This window comes from Planktotalea frisia (genome assembly GCF_001890925.1).
Taxonomy (GTDB): domain Bacteria; phylum Pseudomonadota; class Alphaproteobacteria; order Rhodobacterales; family Rhodobacteraceae; genus Planktotalea; species Planktotalea frisia.
The window spans coordinates 26,130-44,889 of the sequence record NZ_MLCB01000117.1; the positions used below are offsets into that span (position 1 = coordinate 26,130).

Annotated in this window: 16 protein-coding genes and 1 tRNA gene; 14 read left to right on the plus strand and 3 right to left on the minus strand. The window is 54.2% G+C overall.

Annotated elements, in window-relative coordinates:
* Nucleotides 1–11: 11 nt before the first annotated feature.
* The 3 genes from trpE (at nucleotide 12) to PFRI_RS08070 (ending at nucleotide 2,501) form a co-directional block, all read left to right on the plus strand.
* Nucleotides 12–1,523, plus strand: a complete 1,512-nt coding sequence (gene trpE, locus PFRI_RS08060) for an anthranilate synthase component I (RefSeq protein WP_072630193.1) — start codon at nucleotides 12–14, stop codon at nucleotides 1,521–1,523.
* A gap of 66 nt (nucleotides 1,524–1,589) precedes the next feature.
* A complete protein-coding gene (locus PFRI_RS08065) occupies nucleotides 1,590–2,132 on the plus strand; it encodes a tetratricopeptide repeat protein (RefSeq protein WP_072630194.1) in 543 nt (180 codons plus the stop codon).
* Between the two features lie 72 nt (nucleotides 2,133–2,204).
* Nucleotides 2,205–2,501 (plus strand): hypothetical protein, encoded by a 297-nt coding sequence (locus PFRI_RS08070; protein WP_072630195.1) that lies wholly within the window; start codon nucleotides 2,205–2,207, stop codon nucleotides 2,499–2,501.
* 6 nt (nucleotides 2,502–2,507) lie between these two features.
* On the opposite strand, the gene PFRI_RS08075 is transcribed toward PFRI_RS08070, so the two are convergent.
* A complete protein-coding gene (locus PFRI_RS08075; RefSeq protein WP_072630196.1) occupies nucleotides 2,508–3,914 on the minus strand; it encodes a divergent polysaccharide deacetylase family protein in 1,407 nt (468 codons plus the stop codon).
* 158 nt (nucleotides 3,915–4,072) lie between these two features.
* On the opposite strand from PFRI_RS08075, the gene PFRI_RS08080 reads away from it, so the two are divergent.
* The 6 genes from PFRI_RS08080 to lexA all read left to right on the plus strand — a co-directional run bounded on the left by PFRI_RS08080 (nucleotide 4,073) and on the right by lexA (nucleotide 8,949).
* A complete protein-coding gene (locus PFRI_RS08080; RefSeq protein ID WP_072630209.1) occupies nucleotides 4,073–4,654 on the plus strand; it encodes an anthranilate synthase component II in 582 nt (193 codons plus the stop codon).
* Complete coding sequence (trpD, locus tag PFRI_RS08085; RefSeq protein ID WP_072630197.1) at nucleotides 4,651–5,664, plus strand: anthranilate phosphoribosyltransferase; 1,014 nt, start codon at nucleotides 4,651–4,653, stop codon at nucleotides 5,662–5,664. Before PFRI_RS08080 ends, trpD begins: the two co-directional genes overlap by 4 nt.
* A 47-nt stretch (nucleotides 5,665–5,711) precedes the next feature.
* A complete protein-coding gene (gene trpC / locus PFRI_RS08090) occupies nucleotides 5,712–6,530 on the plus strand; it encodes an indole-3-glycerol phosphate synthase TrpC (RefSeq protein ID WP_072630198.1) in 819 nt (272 codons plus the stop codon).
* Nucleotides 6,527–7,003, plus strand: coding sequence for a cyclic pyranopterin monophosphate synthase MoaC (gene moaC, locus PFRI_RS08095; RefSeq protein ID WP_072630199.1), 477 nt, complete (start codon nucleotides 6,527–6,529; stop codon nucleotides 7,001–7,003). The genes trpC and moaC overlap by 4 nt, the downstream gene beginning before the upstream one ends.
* The gene (locus tag PFRI_RS08100; RefSeq protein ID WP_072630200.1) at nucleotides 7,000–8,172 is read left to right on the plus strand and encodes a molybdopterin molybdotransferase MoeA; all 1,173 of its coding nucleotides are present in this window, start codon (nucleotides 7,000–7,002) and stop codon (nucleotides 8,170–8,172) included. Before moaC ends, PFRI_RS08100 begins: the two co-directional genes overlap by 4 nt.
* 78 nt (nucleotides 8,173–8,250) lie before the next feature.
* Nucleotides 8,251–8,949 carry a transcriptional repressor LexA gene (gene lexA, locus PFRI_RS08105; protein WP_072630201.1) on the plus strand — a complete coding sequence of 233 codons (699 nt, stop codon included), beginning with the start codon at nucleotides 8,251–8,253 and terminating at the stop codon, nucleotides 8,947–8,949.
* On the opposite strand, the gene PFRI_RS08110 is transcribed toward lexA, so the two are convergent.
* Nucleotides 8,946–10,997: a ComEC/Rec2 family competence protein gene (locus PFRI_RS08110; RefSeq protein WP_072630202.1), complete on the minus strand. Its 2,052-nt coding sequence runs from the start codon at nucleotides 10,995–10,997 to the stop codon at nucleotides 8,946–8,948. The genes lexA and PFRI_RS08110 overlap by 4 nt on opposite strands.
* An 84-nt stretch (nucleotides 10,998–11,081) precedes the next feature.
* Here PFRI_RS08110 and gltX point away from each other — a divergent pair, with 84 nt between their 5' ends.
* Both gltX and gltA read left to right on the plus strand, forming a co-directional pair.
* Complete coding sequence (gene gltX / locus PFRI_RS08115; RefSeq protein WP_072630203.1) at nucleotides 11,082–12,491, plus strand: glutamate--tRNA ligase; 1,410 nt, start codon at nucleotides 11,082–11,084, stop codon at nucleotides 12,489–12,491.
* A gap of 77 nt (nucleotides 12,492–12,568) precedes the next feature.
* Complete coding sequence (gene gltA, locus PFRI_RS08120; RefSeq protein ID WP_072630204.1) at nucleotides 12,569–13,867, plus strand: citrate synthase; 1,299 nt, start codon at nucleotides 12,569–12,571, stop codon at nucleotides 13,865–13,867.
* 54 nt (nucleotides 13,868–13,921) lie between these two features.
* Here gltA and PFRI_RS08125 read toward each other — a convergent pair whose 3' ends face one another.
* Complete coding sequence (locus tag PFRI_RS08125) at nucleotides 13,922–15,241, minus strand: ATP-binding protein (protein WP_072630205.1); 1,320 nt, start codon at nucleotides 15,239–15,241, stop codon at nucleotides 13,922–13,924.
* Nucleotides 15,242–15,282: 41 nt separating this feature from the next.
* Between PFRI_RS08125 and PFRI_RS08130 the strand changes: the two genes are divergently transcribed.
* The 3 genes from PFRI_RS08130 to PFRI_RS08140 all read left to right on the plus strand — a co-directional run bounded on the left by PFRI_RS08130 (nucleotide 15,283) and on the right by PFRI_RS08140 (nucleotide 18,490).
* Nucleotides 15,283–16,188 (plus strand): MBL fold metallo-hydrolase, encoded by a 906-nt coding sequence (locus PFRI_RS08130; RefSeq protein WP_072630206.1) that lies wholly within the window; start codon nucleotides 15,283–15,285, stop codon nucleotides 16,186–16,188.
* Nucleotides 16,189–16,269: 81 nt separating this feature from the next.
* Nucleotides 16,270–16,344: transfer RNA gene (locus tag PFRI_RS08135), tRNA-Asn, on the plus strand.
* A 169-nt stretch (nucleotides 16,345–16,513) separates the two neighbouring features.
* Nucleotides 16,514–18,490, plus strand: a complete 1,977-nt coding sequence (locus tag PFRI_RS08140; RefSeq protein ID WP_072630207.1) for a site-specific integrase — start codon at nucleotides 16,514–16,516, stop codon at nucleotides 18,488–18,490.
* Nucleotides 18,491–18,760 lie beyond the last annotated feature (270 nt).

Genomic DNA, 18,760 nt, shown 5'->3' on the forward strand with positions numbered 1-18,760 from the left:
GGGTAACGCCCATGGCGCTGGTCCCCTCTTTCAACGATTTCGCCAAAGCCTATGAAGCCGGTGAAAATCAGGTCGTCTACACGCGGCTCGCGGCTGATCTGGACACGCCTGTGTCGCTGATGCTCAAGCTGACGGGGGCGCAAAAGGACGCGTTTGTTCTTGAATCTGTGACGGGCGGTGAAATACGTGGGCGTTACTCGATCATCGGAATGAAGCCGGATTTGATCTGGCGTTCCGAAGGAGAAACCGCCTCGCTCAACCGCATGGCGCGCTATGACAGTGATGCGTTCGTAGCGATGGAGCAAGCGCCGCTCGATGCGTTGCGCGCGCTGATCGCTGAGAGCCACATTGATCTGCCCGCAGACCTGCCCCAAGCGGCGGCGGGGCTTTTTGGCTATCTCGGCTACGATATGATCCGCCACGTTGAACACTTGCCAGATGTAAATCCCGATGTCCTTGGCGTGCCAGATGCAATTATGCTGCGCCCTTCCGTGGTTGCGGTGCTTGATGGTGTCAAAGGCGAAGTCACAGTTGTTTCCCCCGCATGGGTCAGCGACGGGCAATCTGCGCGCGCAGCTTATGCGCAAGCAGGCGAACGCGTGATGGACGCTGTGCGCGATCTCGAACGCCCGATGCCTGCCGCAACTCGTGATCTTGGCGATGCACAGGACGCCCCTGCCCCCGTGAGCAATTTTACGCATGAAGGGTATTTGAGCGCGGTCGATAAGGCGAAAGAATACATCAAAGCGGGTGACATCTTTCAGGTGGTGCCGTCCCAGCGTTGGTGCCAGGAATTCAAACAGCCACCATTTGCTTTGTACCGTTCTTTGCGACGCACGAACCCGTCGCCCTTCATGTTCTATTTCAACTTTGGCGGCTTTCAGGTGGTCGGTGCATCCCCCGAAATCCTCGTGCGCGTGTTCGGCAATGAAGTGACCATCCGCCCGATCGCAGGCACCCGCAAACGCGGCGCGACACCTGAGGAAGACAACGCTTTGGAAGCAGACTTGCTCGCCGACGAGAAAGAGCTGGCAGAACACCTAATGCTGCTCGATCTGGGCCGCAACGATGTGGGCAAGGTCGCCAAGATTGGCACAGTACGCCCCACGGAAGAATTCATCGTGGAGCGGTATTCTCACGTCATGCATATCGTGTCCAATGTAGTGGGCGAATTGCATGAAGACGAAGACGCGCTCAGTGCGTTCTTCGCGGGTATGCCTGCGGGCACAGTTTCCGGTGCACCAAAGGTGCGCGCAATGGAGATCATTGACGAGTTGGAGCCTGAAAAGCGCGGCATTTATGGCGGCGGTTGCGGATATTTTTCTGCGGGCGGCGATATGGACATGTGCATCGCCCTGCGCACAGCGGTGGTGAAGGACGAAAAGCTCTACATCCAAGCGGGCGGCGGCGTGGTCTATGACAGCGACCCTGAAGCGGAATATATGGAGACGGTGCACAAGAGTGGCGCAATCCGGAAGGCCGCTGAAGACGCGAGCCGTTTTACGGGCAACGGCAACTCCTAAGAGTTTTGCTTTGAAACCAGACATTCTGCGTTAAACTCCCCTCATTATACAAATGAGGATTTTCTTATGCGCTTGATTTCACTCGCTTTGCTTGCCGCTCTTGCGGCCCCTGTTGCCTATGGTGCCCCCACTCAAGACGATATAGCTGCTGCGCGGCTCGCCTATATTGCTGGCGATTACAATGATGCCTTGAAGGTGATCCAAGAGGGTGCCGACGCAGGCAACGCGATGGCGCTGAATATTCTGGGTGCGGCGTATCAGGATGGTCATGGCGTGGAGCAGGACACAAGCAAAGCTGTGGAACTCTTTGAACAAGCTGCAAAAGCAGGTGAAGTACGCGCATTTTTCAATCTTGGGACGCTCTTTGCGGAAGGGTCAGAGCCATTCGAAATAGATCGCATCCGTGCGGCCAAGGAATTTCAAAGCGCAGCGGATCAAGGCTACGGCCCCGCAATGACCGCATTGGGACGCTTGCAAGAAACCGCTGAACCAGCCAACCATGAACAAGCCGCCTATTGGTATGAAAAAGGTCACAAAGCCGGTGATGTTATCGGCACGACGAACCTTGCGCACGCTTATGTCAAAGGACGTGGGCGAGAAGAAAATTGAATCCGCGCGCGTGTCCTTTATACTGAGGCCGCATCTCGCGGATATCCAAGTGCCTTCAATGACTTAGGCGTTATGCACGAGGAAGGCTACGGCGTGCATATGGACCAACTCACTGCTTACAGTTTTTATTTGCAAGGTGTGAAAGGGAACTACCCCAAAGCGGGCAAGAACATCGCGCAATTGATCATCAAAGCGCGCTTTCCATGGTCGTCAAAACATGCCGCTTTAGGCTATTGCATATGGGCCGTACGCAACGCGTCTGAGACTGAAAAAACCGGTTTCCAGGAAGATTGCGAAAAATTGGTGACCGAGGTTAACCCAGATGCGGACATGCGCGCGCGCGCCGAGCGTTTCGCGGATCAATTGTAACCCGCGTTAACCTTCGGGCGCATCGTCCTGTTTCAAGACTTTGCTGACAGGCACCAAAGCGACACGGCTGGCGCGGTCCGCAAGACCCCAGATCAGCAGTGCAGAGATCGTTTCTGCCTGCAAACGCCCCATCATCACAACGCCCCCCTCTTGGCCCGCGCGAAACGCAGCTTGATCCAAGAAGCGACGCATCACACTGGCGGATTGTCCGTTGCCGTCAAAGTCGCGAAAAACCGTTCCAGCAGGGATGCCTTCGCGCTCTGCGAGTTTGCGCGCCGTGTTCAGTCCGCTCTTTTGCAAAAGCATACCGTGACCACTGGCCAAGATGATTTGAGTGAGTTGATCCGCCATTTCACGGCTCGTTTGCACACCCGTTTCCACACCCTCCAAGATGCCAACGGCTTCGGGAACGGCTGCCAAATGCGCGCTCATCGCGACTTCCACATCTGACGGCGTTGCGCCGCGTGGCATGTCCACAAGTGCCAGCACTTCAAACCCTTTGTCGCGGTAGATCTTCATCCGGTCCGTCGCATTGGGCTGGCTGGTATCGACCGCAAATGTCAACGGATAAGGGAAAGACTCCAAAGCTTCGACACCGAGATTTCCATCGCCCGTGTCGATCAACACAATCGCCATGCGTGGCTTGTCGCCCTCAATCTGGAATGTAGAAGCAAAACGCTCAAAAGGCGGTGGCGCGACGGCGCTTGGCGCAGCTGCATCCGCATCACCATCATCGTCGTTGGACAATGTCGGAAGACGACCTGTCGTTACAGCAGGCGCGAGATCGCCAACCGTACCCTCGGGTTTGGGAAGCGCTGCAATGATTTCATCTGTGATACTTTCAGAGGTTTGCGCATTGGCGGTCTCTTCCTCGCTCAGTTCTTCTGTAGGTGTTTCGGCAGCTTGCAAAGGTTCTACTGGCGCGGCTTCGGGTTCCGCTTCTGGCTCGCTTGCGACCTCTGGCTCTGCTTCGGCAGTGGGTTCCGCGCGCGGCTCTGGCTCAACGGTTGGATCAAACACCTCGTCGTCTGCTTGCGCTGTCTCTGCTTCTTCCACCGCAGGTTCATCCGTTTCAGCAACATCCGTGTCAGTCACATCAGCATCTGTCTGGGTAATCTCTGGCTGGGCATCCTCTGGCGCGGCGATCTCAGGTTCGTCTGCTACTGGCGCCATTTCTTCGGCAACAGGCTCCGTGCTTGCCATCGCGTCGTCTTCAGAAGCAGCGGAATTTTCCACAGGCGCGGTTTCAGTCTCAACCACTTCAGAAGGTTCGACCATATCTGGTTTTGCGACCATCGCATCGTTTGAAGCAGCCCCCGGCTTGAAGTCAGGATAAGCTAACGACAATCCACCCGCGCCAGCGACTGCAACGGCAGCCCCCCAAATCACTCCTGAAAACGCACCTTTTGCCACAATATGCCCGCCTTAACCGCTATGCTCATTTTGGTGGCAAGTTTGACCCTTTGAGGGGCGCAAGACAAGGGGCCTCTTGACCCTTGCCCACTGACCTGAACATGTATGTGCCAACTGTGCCCGCTTTGCGCGCTATTTGGGATTGCTTGAGAGATTTCATGCTGCTTTTGATCGATAATTACGACAGCTTTACATATAACCTCGTTCATTATCTGGGCGAGCTTGGCGCAGATGTGAAAGTGATCCGCAATGACGCGATGAGCGCGGCGGAAGCGATGGCGCTTGATCCTGCGGGTGTTTTGCTCTCTCCGGGTCCAAAAGCGCCGGCTCAGGCTGGGATTTGTCTTGAAATGGTGCGTTTGGCGGCCGAGACGAAAACACCGCTTATGGGCGTGTGTCTAGGGCATCAAACCATAGGAGAAGCCTTTGGTGGGCAGGTCGTGCGCTGCCACGAGATTGTGCACGGCAAGATGGGTCAGATCAAACACACGAACTCGGGCTTGTTCGAAGACATCCCAAGCCCGTTTGCAGCGACCCGGTATCATTCGTTGGTGGTGGATCGCGCAAGTTTGCCCAATTCACTCAAGATCACCGCTGAACTAGACGATGGCACCATCATGGGATTAGAGCACGCAGATCTGCCGATCCACGGCGTGCAGTTCCATCCTGAATCCATTCGCTCTGAACATGGGCATGCGATGTTGAAAAATTTCCTCAAGACGATGAAGGTTCCCGCATGAGCGACGCGCTAAAACCCCTGATTGATGCTGCTGCGGATCGTGCTTTGACGCGCTCTGAGGCAGAAGCCGCCTTTGAAATCCTGTTTACGGGCGAAGCCACCCCGAGCCAGATCGGTGGATTGCTGATGGCGATGCGGACGCGCGGTGAAACGGTGGATGAATATGCCGCTGCCGCCTCTGTGATGCGCGCGAAATGCAACGCGGTAAAAGCCCCCGCTGGTGCAATGGATATCGTTGGCACAGGCGGTGACGGTAAAGGAACACTTAACATCTCGACCGCGACCGCGTTTGTTGTTGCTGGTGCGGGCGTGCCAGTGGCGAAACACGGCAATCGCAATTTGAGTTCGAAATCGGGCGCTGCGGACGCGCTTGGCCAGATGGGCATTGACGTTATGGTCGGTGTTGATGTGGTGGAAGCCGCACTCGCCAACTGCGGCATCGCGTTTATGATGGCCCCCATGCACCATCCCGCAACGCGTCATGTGATGCCTACGCGCGCAGAGCTTGGGACGCGCACCATCTTTAATATTCTTGGCCCTTTGACCAATCCTGCAGGTGTGAAACGCCAGCTGACCGGTGCCTATCGCCGTGACTTGATCCGCCCGATGGCCGAAATCTTGGGCCAGCTTGGATCAGAGGCCGCATGGCTCGTACATGGCAGCGATGGCACGGATGAACTCAGCATCGCGGGTGTCTCTTGGGTGGCGGCACTCAAAGATGGTGAGATCAGTGAATTCGAAGTGCTGCCGAGTGATGCAGGTCTGCAAGAGCATCCGTTCGAGCACATCATGGGCGGTACGCCTGAAGAAAACGGCGTCGCGTTCCGTGCGCTTTTGGATGGTGAGCAGAATGCGTATCGCGATGCTGTATTGCTCAACAGTGCGGCGGCCTTGCTGGTGGCTGGCAAAGTGAGCGATCTTAAAGCAGGTGCAGAATTGGCACGCGAGAGCATTGATAGCGGTGCCGCCAAAGCTAAGATTGAAGCGCTCGCGGCAGCAACCCAAGCGTAACCCCGATTTTTCGTCGAAAAATCACGCCCTATTGATAGGACACCGACATGACGCAAACCGCTCTAGATCGCATCAAAGCGTATAAACTCGAAGAAATCATTGCTGACAAAGCGGCCAAACCGCTCGAGGCCGTCGAATCTGAGGCCCGCGCAGCCAGCCCGACCCGCGGCTTTGCGGACGCTTTGATGCGTGCTTCGCGTGAAGGGTATGGCTTGATCGCTGAGGTCAAGAAAGCCTCGCCTTCCAAAGGGTTGATCCGCGAAGACTTCGACCCTGCCTCCCTCGCGCAAGCGTATGAAAAAGGCGGCGCAACCTGTTTGTCAGTCCTCACAGACACCCCAAGCTTTCAAGGTGCCAAATCTTTCCTTACCGCTGCACGCGATGCCGTGGCACTGCCCGCTTTGCGCAAAGATTTTATGTATGACACCTACCAAGTCGCCGAGGCCCGCGCGCTTGGGGCAGATTGCATTTTGATCATTCTCGCCTCTGTTTCTGACGCCCAAGCGGCAGAGTTGGAAGCCTGCGCATTTGAATGGGGCATGGATGTTTTGCTCGAGGTTCATGACGCCGCAGAGCTGGAACGCGCTTCTGCACTAAAATCGCCACTGATGGGCATCAACAACCGTAACCTTAAGACGTTCGAGACCTCACTGGACACCACACGTGAGTTAAGCCGCATGGTCCCTGAGGATCGCCTGATCATTTCCGAGAGCGGATTGTTCACCCCCGCAGACCTCGCTGATATGGCGCGTTATGGCGCGCGCACTTTCTTGATTGGCGAAAGCCTGATGCGCCAGGAGGATGTCGAAAGCGCCACGCGCGCATTGCTTACAATTCCCGCATCTAGTGCAGGAATGGGCGCATGAGCGGACTGACCCATTTCAACGCCAAAGGCGAAGCGCATATGGTCGACGTCTCTGAAAAAGAGATAACATCGCGCGTTGCCACTGCGACGGGTTGGGTGCGTATGAGTACTGAAGCGTTTGAGATCATTTCCTCAGGCCGCGCGAAAAAAGGCGATGTGCTCAGCGTCGCGCAGCTTGCCGGCATTATGGGCGCGAAAAAGACGCCTGATTTGATCCCTTTGTGCCATCCTCTGCCTATCGCAAAGGTCGCGCTTGATCTCGAGCTCGACGCTGCACTCCCCGGTGTGCAAATCAGCGCAACGGTCAAAACCACAGGCCAAACAGGCGTCGAAATGGAAGCCCTCACCGCCGTCAGCACCGCTGCTTTGACCGTTTATGACATGATAAAAGCCGTGGACAAAACGATGGAGATTGGCGGCATTCATGTCACTTTGAAAGACGGCGGAAAATCCGGCCGCTTTGAAGCGAAATGATCTCTGTTGAACAAGCGTTAGAACAGCTTTTTGAGCTTGTTGAACCGCTTGAGAGCGAAGCTGTTGCGCTCGCCTCTGCCCATGGTCGCACGTTGGCAAAGCCGGTGTCGGCCAGGCGCGACCAGCCCCCCTTTCCTGCCTCTGCGATGGATGGATATGCGATCCATAAGAGCGATTATCAGGTGGGTCGCACTCTTAAGGTGATTGGTGAAGCCGCAGCTGGTGCGCGTTTTGAGTACAAAATATTCGAAGGGGAAGCGGTTCGTATCTTCACTGGCGCGCCGGTGCCCACTGGTGCCGATTGGATCGTGATCCAAGAGGACATTGACGCGATTGGTCGCCAGATCACCATCCGCGAAACAAGTGAGACGAAAAGCTATATTCGCCCAGCTGGCGCAGATTTCAAAACCGGACAAACACTTGATGCGCCGCAGGTTTTGACACCGCAGTTGATTGCTTTGCTCGCTTCTATGAATATCGCAAACGTAAGCGTGACGCGCCAACCGGAAGTGGCGATTATTTCGACAGGGTCGGAACTGGTGATGCCCGGTGAAATTCCCAGCGACGATCAAATCATCGCTTCTAACACCTTCGGCCTTAAGGCTATGTTGCAAGCGAGCGGTGCAAAGGTGCGCGTACTCCCCATCGCTCATGACACCGCGCCCGCCTTGCGCACCGCCTTTGCGCTCGCTCAAGGTGCGGATCTGATATTAACCATAGGTGGAGCTTCTGTCGGGGATCATGACCTCGTTGCGGGGATCACCCAAGAACTGGGCATGCAACGTTCGTTTTACAAAGTTGCCATGCGTCCGGGTAAACCCCTTATGGCGGGCAAATTGGGGAATGCCGCAATGATTGGTTTGCCGGGGAATCCAGTCTCTGCAATGGTTTGCGGTACTATTTTCGTTATTCCTGTTGTGCGCGCGATGCTTGGGTTGGGCATGGCCCCCGCCCCCCAAAGACATGCCAAGCTCAAGACAGAAATGCCCATAAATGGACCACGTGCACACTATATGCGCGCGCGCATCGAAGATGGCATCATCACCCCGTTCGAGCGTCAAGACAGCGCTTTGTTAACCGTACTGGCGGAGGCCAACGCGTTGTTGCTGCGCCCACCGCATGACCCTGCGAAACAAGCGGGCGAGGATGTCGCGTTTGTTCCTCTTTAACGGAGCTGAACAAATAGTTGACACAAAACAAGAACATCGATAGAACAAAGCAAAACTGCACAGCCGGAGGATGCAGAGATGCTGACCAAAAAACAGCTCGATTTGCTAGAGTTTATCAATAAACGCATGCAGCGGAACGGTGTTCCCCCTTCGTTTGATGAGATGAAAGAAGCGCTGGATTTGCGTTCTAAATCTGGCATCCACCGCTTGATCACGGCTTTGGAAGAGCGCGGTTTTATTCGCCGCCTTGCCCACCGTGCGCGAGCGATCGAAATCGTGAAGCTTCCTGACAGCATGGGCATGTCCCCTGCGGGCTTTGTGCCGCGTGTTGTTGAAGGCGGTAAACCTGACGTTCCCGCGCCACGCGGTGCGATGGCTGTAGAAGCCGTCCAAGCCGTTGAGTTGCCTGTTATGGGCCAGATCGCGGCGGGTGTCCCGATTGAAGCTATCGCGCATGCTTCGCACAATGTGGCGGTTCCCAGCCAGATGCTCTCTGGTCCAGGAGAGCACTATGCCCTTGAAGTTAAAGGCGATTCCATGATCGACGCAGGAATCAACGATGGTGATACTGTTGTGATCCGCGAAACCAATACGGCGGACAATGGCGATATAGTTGTCGCCTTGGTCGAAGATCAGGAAGCCACGCTCAAGCGTTTTCACCGCAACGGAACAACCATCGCTTTGGAAGCGGCCAACCCCGCTTACGAGACACGTTTCTTCGCGCATGAGCAGGTGAAGGTCCAAGGGCGTTTGGTTGGCTTGATCCGCAGCTACTAGAAATCAAAACGCTGTTTACGCAGCGCTTTGTCATTCCACACTCGACGGCCTGCCATTTGGCGGGCCGTTTTTATGTCTAACGTACCGTCGTCCAACAGCTTGACCGCGACGCTACCCGTTTCGCGCAGACGGGTTTGATCGAACACAGTGCAATTTACTGCCCCCTCAAATTTCTCAGAAAAAACAACAATGTCAGCAGCATTGCACCCAGTGAACGCGCGCAGCCCGCGTTTGCCTGATGCGGCATGAACCTGCCCCGTGCCTAATTGTATCATGCGATCTTTTGGCCAACCCAACGCTGCAACCTTCTGAAAGCGCGCGTCACCGTCATTTTCCAACCAAACGCTTGCGACAAACCCTGATCCCTTGTCCTTGCTCAACACACGACCTTGGTCTTTCAAAACACCCACCAAAACACCCGTGTCCGAAATGAGGACATCTGGGCGCTCAACTGTGACCCAGCCAAAAAGAGCCAAGCAAATCGGCACCAGTCCAACAAACCGCGCGCGCGTGGCCATCAAAGCAAGCGCGAGCAATCCCAAGCACAGCGCAAAAAGTGCCCAAGAGGGTGGCGCAGGCACTTTGTTGATCGCGCCCTCCCAATGCGAGACTTCATGCGCCACGCCCAAGATCCAATCGAGCCCCCACCCCATCGCGCGCAACGGCATCCATTCCAATCCAAAGGGTAGAAAACAGATCGCGAGCACGGCCAAAGGGATCACCCATATGCCCATAAGCGGCACCGACAATAGGTTTGCGATCAATCCGAATTGCGCGATATTGTTGAAATGCGCCGCTGCGATGGGCAAGGTCGCCAAGCCTGCGACTGCGGACGAAATGACCGTGCCCGAGACCAAATTCCAAAGGAAACTCTTTGGTGGCTTGCCCGCATTGCGCTGACTCAACGCGTTGAACACAACAACAAGCGCTGTTGTTGCCGCGAACGACATCTGAAACCCAGGCCCCGTAATCGCCTCTGGGCGTCTCAGCAAGATGATCATCGCCGCTAAGGCCACAGCACGCAAACTGATCGCGCGGCGCTCGAGCATCACCGCGCTCAAAGCGACTGCCGCCATCACAAACGCGCGCTCCGTCGCAACGGAACTGCCCGATAGCCCCAAGTATCCGGCAGCCGCAATCAGTCCGCCGACCGAGGCCAGTTTTTTCACCATGCTGCCCGTCGCGAGTGCTGGAATGAGCGACAAACCAAAGCGTAACGCAGCAAAGACAAAGCCCACCAAGAGCCCCATATGAAGCCCCGAAATCGCGAGTAAATGCGCAAGGTTACTATGACGTAAATCATGCAAAGTTTCTTGACTCAACCCGCTGCGATCGCCTGTCATCAAAGCGGATGCAAACGCTCCTGTTTGACCGTTCAAATGTTGCGTGACCTTGTCCGATAGAGCGAGGCGTAACTTGAAAAAGCTAAATGCGTCAGAGGGATACGCCGCCAAAAGCAAAGGCACACGCGTATATCCGACACCGCCCGTTTGCGTAAACCAAGCATGCCGCTGAAAGTCGAAACCGCCCGGCTCTGCGGGGCCCGACGGGGGCGATAGATGCGCCGTTGTAATGACACGCGCACCCGCTGAGGGCCTTTGCTCTGCATAAGATCCATATAGCGAAATGCGCACGCGTGCAGGAGTTTCGCGTGGGGACATTCGCGCCAAAGTCACACGGTCCAAAGTCACCCGTAAAGCACCAGAAGCAGAGCGATCCAATCCAATCACGCGCCCTTCTACGGGGCCATAATAGCGCCAGTTCAAAACAGGGGCCGCCACCTGCGTGCTGCGCCATGCAGCCGCGGCAAACCCAAATGCCACCAGAGCCGTGAGCCAAAAAACGGGCCGCAAGATCTCAGGTCCGCGGAAAACCAAACCTAGGCTCAAGCAGCCGACCAAGAAAGACGCCCAGACCAAAGCCGCTCGCGGCTCAGCGCCCATTTGAAAGAACAACAAAATCCCCATGCCAAACACAACCGGCGCAAACAGGAAGCCTTGGCCAAGCTCTGCGCTCAGCGCGCTTTGCATGTCGCGGATGAGGCTCATTGGGGTCCTTGTCCTTGCGCGGTTCCAAAGCTATCAGGTTTGCAACTCTACCCAATTTATACTTACCGAAAGGTTAACCGCGCTATGTCCGCTGATGTTGTCACTCGTTTTGCCCCCTCGCCCACGGGCTACCTTCATATCGGCGGTGCGCGCACGGCCTTGTTCAACTGGCTCTATGCACGTGGTCGCGGTGGAAAATTCTTGCTGCGCATCGAGGACACAGATCGCGCGCGTTCCAACCCCGAAGCGACGGCTGCTATCTTGCATGGCATGGCATGGCTTGGCCTGGATTACGACGGTGATGTGATCAGCCAGTTCGAGCGCGCGGATCGTCATGCTGAAGTGGCCAATGAGATGCTCGCGGCAGGCAAGGCGTTCAAATGCTTCGCCACTCAGGACGAGATTGAAGCCTTTCGCGAGGCCGCGCGTGCAGAGGGGAAATCAACACTTTATCGAAGCCCTTGGCGCGATGCGGACGCAAGCACACACCCTGATCTGCCATACGTGATCCGCGTCCGCGCGCCTGAGGGTGGCACAATGGTGATCCGCGATGAGGTGCAGGGCGATGTGAAAATCGGGCATGATCAGCTGGATGATATGATCTTGCTTCGCTCCGATGGCACGCCTGTTTATATGCTGGCCGTTGTCGTTGATGATCACGACATGGGTGTCACGCATGTTATTCGTGGAGATGATCACCTTAGCAACGCGGCGCGTCAGATGATGGTCTACGAGGCGATGGGCTGGGAAGTTCCCGTTTTCGCGCATATCCCGCTGATTCATGGACCTGATGGCAAGAAACTCTCCAAACGCCATGGCGCTCTGGGGGCGCAAGAATATCAACTGATGGGCTACCCTGCTGCGGGCATGCGCAACTATCTCGCGCGTCTGGGGTGGAGCCACGGCGATGACGAGTTCTTTTCCGATGCGCAGGCGAAAGAGTGGTTCGATCTGGGTGGAATCGGCAAATCCCCTGCCCGTTTTGACACGAAAAAACTGGAACATCTTTGTGGTCAGCATATCGCAAGTGCAGATAATGCTGCTTTGCAGCAAGAATTACTCGAGTTTCTGAGCGCGCGCGCGGATGAACCCCTGACTGATCCAAAGATATTGCTTTTGTCAGCAGCGATGGCTTGCTTGAAAGAAAGGGCAAAAACGTTCCCTGAACTCCTTGAAAAGGCTGAATTTATCTTAGCTGATAGACCAATCTTTCCAGACCAGAAAGCAAGCAAGGCGCTAGATTCAGTATCCCGTGGTATACTGCACGCGTTGACGCCGCATTTGCAAAATGCTAGCTGGACCCTTGACGCTTTAGAGACCGTAACCGCAGACTTTGCCGAAGCAAACGGCACCAAGTTTGGCAAGATGGCAGGGCCTCTGCGCGCAGCACTTTCTGGTCGTGCTGTGACACCGAGCGTATTCGATATGTTGCTGGTTTTGGGCAAAGACGAATCCCTTGCTCGTATTTCTGATGCGGCAAACCACAACGGGTAAGACTTCGGTAAGACCCAACAGTTACACGGGACCCGAACGCGATCCGCGCGTCGGGCAGATTTGAAAAGGGATAATATATGTCTGATACCGCCAAACGCAGCGCAACGCTGAGCTTCGATGACACTTCGGTTGAACTGCCGATCTACTCGCCAACCGCTGGTCCTGATGTCCTCGACATCCGCAAGCTTTATGCGCAAGCAGGCGTGTTCACATATGATCCGGGCTTTACGTCGACGGCGAGCTGCGACAGCACAATAACTTTCATTGACGGCGGCAAGGGTGAACTTTTGCACCGTGGCTACCCGATCAATCATCTCGCTGAGAAGTCGCATTTCTTGGAAGTTTGCTACCTACTGCTCTACGGTGAATTGCCGAAAGCGGCAGAGCTTGAAGAGTTCGAGCAAACGATCACACTACACACAATGCTGCATGAGCAGATGGTGAACTTCTTCCGTGGTTTCCGTCGCGACGCACACCCGATGGCGATTATGAATGGTGTTGTTGGTGCAATGTCTGCATTTTATCACGACAGCACGGACGTAAACGATGAGCGCCAGCGCGAGATCGCGTCGCACCGTTTGATCGCGAAAATGCCAACGATTGCGGCATGGGCGTACAAGTATTCCATCGGACAGCCGTTCGTTTATCCGCGTAATGATCTGGATTATGCATCCAACTTCTTACGCATGTGCTTTGCCGTTCCTGCTGAAGACTATGAAGTGAACCCGATTCTAGCCCGCGCGATGGATCGTATCTTCACACTGCACGCGGATCATGAGCAAAACGCATCTACGTCGACTGTGCGTTTGGCTTCCTCTTCCGGTGCAAACCCGTTTGCATGTATTGCGGCTGGCATCGCGTGTCTTTGGGGCCCTGCCCACGGTGGCGCGAACCAAGCTTGCCTTGAAATGCTGCGCGAAATCGGCACGGTTGATCGCATTCCTGAATACATCGCACGTGCGAAAGATAAGGATGATGACTTCCGCCTCATGGGTTTTGGTCACCGCGTTTACAAAAACTTCGACCCGCGTGCGACAGTGATGAAGCAATCTGCGGATGAGGTTCTTGAACTGCTCGGCGTTGAAAACAACCCGACGCTTCAAGTCGCGAAAGAGTTGGAAAAAGCAGCCCTTGCCGATCCGTACTTCGCTGACAAAAAACTGTTCCCTAATGTGGACTTCTATTCCGGCATCATTCTAGAGGCGATGGGCTTCCCAACATCCATGTTCACACCAATCTTTGCGGTTTCGCGCACAGTTGGTTGGGTGAGCCAGTGGAAAGAAATGATCGCAGATCCACAGAACAAAATTGGCCGTCCTCGCCAGCTCTATCTTGGCGAGACCGAGCGCAACTATACGGATATCGAAAACCGTTAACCACAGTAAGGTTACAAAAATTCAAAGCCCTGCCTGTCAAACGGCGGGGCTTTTTTATGCTCCAATCACGATTTCGGCACGCAATCCACCCAGCTTTTCGCTTTTTGAAAACCGCAAGCTGCCACCGTGCGCGCGCGCAATGTCATTGGTAATCGCAAGGCCAAGCCCCACGCCTGTACCCTTGTCCTGATTGCGCGCTGGATCAAGACGCACAAAAGGTTTTACAGCTGAGCCATACTGGCTTTCTTCGAGGCCCGGACCGTCGTCTTCCACTCTGAAAACCACAGTCTTTTCAGTGCGTAACACTGAAAGTTCCGCTCTATTTCCATAGCGCACTGCATTGCCCACCAGATTGTCCAACGCGCGTCGAATAGAGATCGGGTTGAGCATTACAGGCGCACCGTCATCTTCAATCAACATCCGCGCATCCGTTCCCATCCGTACTGCGTCTTCTGCGACGCTTTGCATCATGGCCAGTGGATCGCACAACTCCTGCTCCCCCTCCGCATTGCCACTGGCAAAACTCAGGAATTCGTCGAGCAGTCGACGCATATCCTCCACATCACGCTCAAGCGGTTCACGATCCGCGTCATCGAGCATCGACAAGCCCAACTTCAACCGCGTCAAAGGCGTGCGTAAGTCGTGACTCACACCAGAGAGCATCATCGTGCGTTGTTCAATCTGCCGCTCAATCCGCGCGCGCATGGACAAAAACGCATTGCCTGCCGCACGCACTTCTACAGCGCCAGAGGCACTATAGGGCAGCGTTTGCCCGCGACCAAAGGCTTCTGCGACACGCCCAAGACGGGTGATCGGACGCAACTGATTGCGCAGATACAGATAAGCAATCACGGTCATCAGAACGCCAAAAAATACCATATTCACCAATAGCTGATGTGGATTCGTCGCAGAAACACGTGGGCGATCAAACCCGATCCGTAATATTCCCAACTGAGTATCCGCATATGCCGTAATCCGATGATCATCCGGCATTTCAACGCGACGCATCTCTCGCAGATTTTCATTCAGCGTGCGCACGACAACAATGCCAGAAAAGTCATACCAGCGCCGCAAATTCTGAGTAGGAACTTGGTCTTCTCCTACAAATGCTAAATCGTAGCGCAAACTACGCGACACATTACGCACGTCATCCAGCGCGCTGGCCTGTGTCGGCAATCCTTGCATTTCGTTGAGCAAATAGCGCAATTCAAGCGCAACGCTGCGGCTCATTTGCTCGGTCACACCCTCAAAATGGCGTTGAATGAACACAACGGAAACGACCAGTTGCAAGGTCACAACCGGAAGAACCAGAATAAGCGCCGCACGACCATAAAGCGAGCGCGGCATATAGCGTTTGAGCCAAGCGAAAGACATGTCATAACCTACGCATAAGCGCGTTCGAGAGGAAAGAGGCGATGAACCTAGCAGACTTTAATCCGCCGATTGGCAGTGCTGAAACGCTTGCGCCGAATCTGCGTCGCGTCCTCGCACCGAACCCGTCACCGATGACATATCGTGGCACGAACACCTATTTGCTTGGCGCAGAGCAAATCGCCGTGATTGACCCTGGGCCCGAAAGCCAAGCGCATTTGGACGCGCTTTTGTCAGCGTGCTCAGACCAAGAAATCACTCATATCGTCGTCACGCATTCGCATGTTGATCACTCCCCGCTGGCCAAAGCCCTGTCACAAGCCACAGGTGCGCCCGTCCTTGCCTATGGGCCAAGCTCTGCGGGTCGCAGCGATGCAATGCTTGCCTGTTTGGAAGCAGGAATGAACAGCGGTGGCGAAGGGATCGATCCTGATTTCGCACCAGACATTTTGTTGAAAGACGGCGAGGTTTTCAGCGCGGGTGATCAAACGCTCACTGCTCTGCATACCCCCGGACACATGGGTAACCACCTGTGTTTTGCATGGGATAACACGTTGTTTTGCGGTGATTTGGTGATGGGCTGGGCGAGCTCGCTCGTGTCCCCACCGGACGGTGATCTTACCGATTTTATGGCGTCTTGCGTCAAAATTCGCGATCTTGATCCACAGGTCATGCATGCAGGGCACGGCGCGCCCATCACCGAACCAATTGCGAGGATCGACTGGCTCATCGCGCATCGCAACGCTCGCGCGGAACAGATTCTAGAGCAACTCAAACACGGCCCCAAGCCGGCGCTCATCCTTGCGCAAGAGATATATACAGACACACCAAAAGCACTGATCCCAGCCGCCACCCGAAACGTCTTTGCGCATCTCATTGATCTAGAAGGTAAAAACCTTGTCACCCGTGAAGGCGTGCCAAATGAAGGTGCCTTGTTCAAACTTCGCTAAGCATAATTCAAAGAAAAACGCATTTTGCGCGTAAATCCCTCTGGACGCCGCAAACGCGCATTGCTAATACACGCGAAGTGATCCGGCGTAGCTCAGCGGTAGAGCAGTTGACTGTTAATCAATTTGTCGTAGGTTCGATCCCTACCGCCGGAGCCAATCACCCTTTAAGCGTTTGATATCAAACGCATTTGCAAATTAGGTCCGGTAGGATCTTACACTGCTTAGGGTTTTGGTTACACAAGAGGTCACACAACACGTGACATCGCTCCTCTTGGTGAATTTATATCATTCTCTTCTGTCAGCCCCCAATCAAAAGGGGCTCATTATGGCTCGTGCTCAATATCTCTTTCTCAAAGATGGCACCTATTATTTTCGTCGCCGTATTTCTGGTTTTCCACAGAAAACATCTCCCCTGATGATCTCATTGGGTAGTAAGGAGCTCAAAAAAGCCCTTTATATTATTCAGCACGTACAAACGGAGTATTTGTCTATGTTGAACGGCTTCATCTTCATCAACCCTCCTCTGCCAGAGGAATTGATCAGAACTTACACATCGGCACGTTTGCGCGTGTTTGTTCAAGAAATGCAGCGTAATACTCGCATGGCACGCATGACTGGCCGCACATCGGATCAAGATCAGATCCGTGAGGAGCTGAGTAAAGTCGTTCTGCAATCAATGCTTGAATGCGGCATGCAAAAAGCGTTTCCGGTAAGTTCAATCAATCCAGAATGGACCAAGGAGAATCTGGAAACAGTTATGGCCCTCTACGATCGGGAGTTCCGCGCATTGACTTCTAAAGAAGGGCGCGCTGCGCTTGAAGCTGACTTTGTAAAGACAACTGGAACCGACCTCAACGTTTCGAACTCCCGCGAGCATGAGTGTCAAATTTTAGAAGCTCACTTGAATGCCAAACTTGCAGCCCTTGGGGCCGTGCAAGGCGTGCCAAACCCTAACATGGAACTCTACCAAAAAGAGGCTCAGGCACTGGTTCAGACAAGTGCGCAGGTAGAAATCACATCTAAAGCCAATGCCCCGATCGTGCAGAAAACTCCGGACAAGGCGGCACCGTCTGGAGCTCACCCCCCTTGGCAAGCCCCGGACAATTTAACAATCCGTTTGCTTTCTGAAATGCATGAGGCGGCCCAAAACTCCAAAACTAATAGTAAGCCCGGCTACACCTCAGACATCGCATCCGTGTATTGGCGCATGGTGGCAACAGATGAATTAAGTGAAGGAGTTGCTCGGCAACGTGCATCTGATCTGCGCCTGTTCTCGCTGGTGACAGGTATCGTAGACGTCACCGCTATTGAGCAGTTCCATCTCAGCCAATATCGCGATGCACTCGCCAAAGTTCCGAAAAACTTCCTACGTTCTGACAAAGATCAAGACCTGACTATCAAGGCCCTTGTGGCCAGATCAGAACTCAACCCTGCCTCGGACAACGGCTTATCGCCAACGACCATGCGCCGCCATCTTAAATCCGTGGAACTTCTCTTAAAACGCGCAAAATCCGAGGGACACGAGCAAACCATCGGCTTGGATGTGACCCTTCTCAAACCAAAATCAAAAGCGAATACTCCGGCTCATAAACGACGTGCTGTATTTAGGTTTGATGAGTTACAATACGTGTTTAATCATACCGCATGGCAAGGCTGCCTAAGCGAAGGCCGTAGGCATGTGTCCGGAAATAAAGTCATCAAAGATTCACGCTATTGGGTGCCCCTTATCCTAGCATACACCGGCGCACGACGCGCTGAGGTGTCCGGCCTTCTGGGGGATGATATTGAGACTATCGATGCCATTCCTTGCTTTCATATTCGATCCAATCGGTATCGCGGGATTAAAGGCGAAAATGAAGCCGAGGGAGCCGAGAAAAACCGGATCATCCCAATCCACCCTCACTTGATTGGGCTCGGGTTGCTGGATCATGCAAACAGTCAAAGCAACTCACCTAATGAGCTGTTGTTTCCGGACATTTTGCCGAAAGCTCGTTACAAAGGCCGAGATACAAAGCAGGCAACATCCGGAAAAATCGGCGATAGCTTGGACGATTTCTGGCGCAAATCCTTGCGGTTAACGTTAGATGGCAACCCGCGTAAATTGTGCATGCACAGCTTGCGGCATTACGTGAACCATCAACTCATTCATCAGCCAGGCATCCATGAAGTCACACGGTTTGATCTACTGGGGCATGTCGAAAGTGGCGATGCCTCACAGTCAATCAATACCAGCACATATCGCGATGAGACTGGTGTGTCCGAGAAATATAAAGCGATCTCATCGCTACCGACTTTATTTTGAAGTGCCAAACAGACTGTTTAGCTAACTAAGGCCAGCCTCCTACATTGTAAGATGGCCGGCTTTTTTGTATTTTCGATCGATATCAAAAGTCACCGTTTGCGACAGCAAACTTGTATTACCTGTAACTTTTTAAAGAAATATCGATGTCTGCTATGCGGGACTTGGACGAAGCCGCTGCCGCGGCAATGGCGCTTGTTGCGGGTGTTCTGGGCTGACTTTGGCCGAGTGCATTTTGAGATCTAGCGAACCTGTTTGACGATTGGGGCTTCT

Coding starts and splice junctions, on each gene's coding strand:
- trpE (WP_072630193.1), top strand. CDS start 12: ATGGCGCTGGTCCCCTCTTTCAACGATTTCGCCAAAGCCTATGAAGCC.
- PFRI_RS08065 (WP_072630194.1), top strand. CDS start 1,590: ATGCGCTTGATTTCACTCGCTTTGCTTGCCGCTCTTGCGGCCCCTGTT.
- PFRI_RS08070 (WP_072630195.1), top strand. CDS start 2,205: ATGCACGAGGAAGGCTACGGCGTGCATATGGACCAACTCACTGCTTAC.
- PFRI_RS08080 (WP_072630209.1), top strand. CDS start 4,073: ATGCTGCTTTTGATCGATAATTACGACAGCTTTACATATAACCTCGTT.
- trpD (WP_072630197.1), top strand. CDS start 4,651: ATGAGCGACGCGCTAAAACCCCTGATTGATGCTGCTGCGGATCGTGCT.
- trpC (WP_072630198.1), top strand. CDS start 5,712: ATGACGCAAACCGCTCTAGATCGCATCAAAGCGTATAAACTCGAAGAA.
- moaC (WP_072630199.1), top strand. CDS start 6,527: ATGAGCGGACTGACCCATTTCAACGCCAAAGGCGAAGCGCATATGGTC.
- PFRI_RS08100 (WP_072630200.1), top strand. CDS start 7,000: ATGATCTCTGTTGAACAAGCGTTAGAACAGCTTTTTGAGCTTGTTGAA.
- lexA (WP_072630201.1), top strand. CDS start 8,251: ATGCTGACCAAAAAACAGCTCGATTTGCTAGAGTTTATCAATAAACGC.
- PFRI_RS08110 (WP_072630202.1), bottom strand. CDS start 10,997: ATGAGCCTCATCCGCGACATGCAAAGCGCGCTGAGCGCAGAGCTTGGC.
- gltX (WP_072630203.1), top strand. CDS start 11,082: ATGTCCGCTGATGTTGTCACTCGTTTTGCCCCCTCGCCCACGGGCTAC.
- gltA (WP_072630204.1), top strand. CDS start 12,569: ATGTCTGATACCGCCAAACGCAGCGCAACGCTGAGCTTCGATGACACT.
- PFRI_RS08125 (WP_072630205.1), bottom strand. CDS start 15,241: ATGTCTTTCGCTTGGCTCAAACGCTATATGCCGCGCTCGCTTTATGGT.
- PFRI_RS08130 (WP_072630206.1), top strand. CDS start 15,283: ATGAACCTAGCAGACTTTAATCCGCCGATTGGCAGTGCTGAAACGCTT.
- PFRI_RS08140 (WP_072630207.1), top strand. CDS start 16,514: ATGGCTCGTGCTCAATATCTCTTTCTCAAAGATGGCACCTATTATTTT.